Annotated in this window: 1 protein-coding gene; it reads right to left on the reverse strand. The window is 65.7% G+C overall.

Features of this window, described 5'->3' with window-relative positions:
- Positions 1–828 (reverse strand): FAD-dependent oxidoreductase (locus tag HMPREF3143_RS02330; RefSeq protein WP_175441104.1); only part of this gene is annotated, 828 nt, incomplete at both ends.

The raw sequence follows: 828 nt of genomic DNA on the forward strand, positions 1-828 counted from the left end.
CATAGACGAACTGCGGCTGGTCGGTGCAGTCGCCTGCGGCGTAGATGTGTTCCACGCTTGTACGCATGCCGGGGTCGATGACGATAGCGCCTTGCGGGGTGAGCGTGACGCCCGTCGCATCCAGTGCCAGCTTGCGTGTGTTGGGCGCGCGGCCGGTGGCGACCAGCAGCTTGTCGGCGCGCAGTTCGCCGTGCGCCGTGGTGAGCACGAATTCGCCGTCCCCTTCACCATTGATATACGCGACCTGGCTGGCCTGGGTGTGTTCCCTCACCTCGATGCCCTCCATGCGGAATGCGGCCGTGACGGCTTCGCCTATAGCTGGGTCTTCGCGGAAGAACAGCGTGCTGCGAGCCAGGATCGTCACCTTCGCTCCGAGTCGGGCGAACGCCTGCGCCAGCTCCAGCGCCACCACTGATGAGCCAATCACGGCCAGGCGCTTAGGAATCGTCTCGCTGACCAGCGCTTCAGTGGAAGTCCAGTACGGAGTGTCTTTCAGGCCGGGAATCGGCGGCACGGCCGGGCTCGCGCCGGTGGCGATCAGGCAGCGGTCGAATGCCACCACGCGCTCGCCGCCGTCGTTGAGTTGCACGATCAGGTTGCGATTGTCCTTAAAGCGGGCGGAGCCGTGCAGCACAGTGATCGCCGGATTGCCCTCCAAGATGCCTTCGTACTTGGCGTGGCGCAGTTCATCGACGCGGGCCTGCTGCTGGGCCAGCAGCGCCGTGCGCTGGATGGTCGGCGTGGTAGCGGCGATGCCGCCATCGAACGGGCTTTCCCGGCGCAGATGGGCGATATGGGCGGCGCGGATCATGATCTTGGACGGCACAC

This window comes from Enterobacter sp. HMSC16D10 (assembly GCF_001807145.1).
In the GTDB taxonomy this organism is placed as follows: domain Bacteria; phylum Pseudomonadota; class Gammaproteobacteria; order Enterobacterales; family Enterobacteriaceae; genus Enterobacter; species Enterobacter roggenkampii.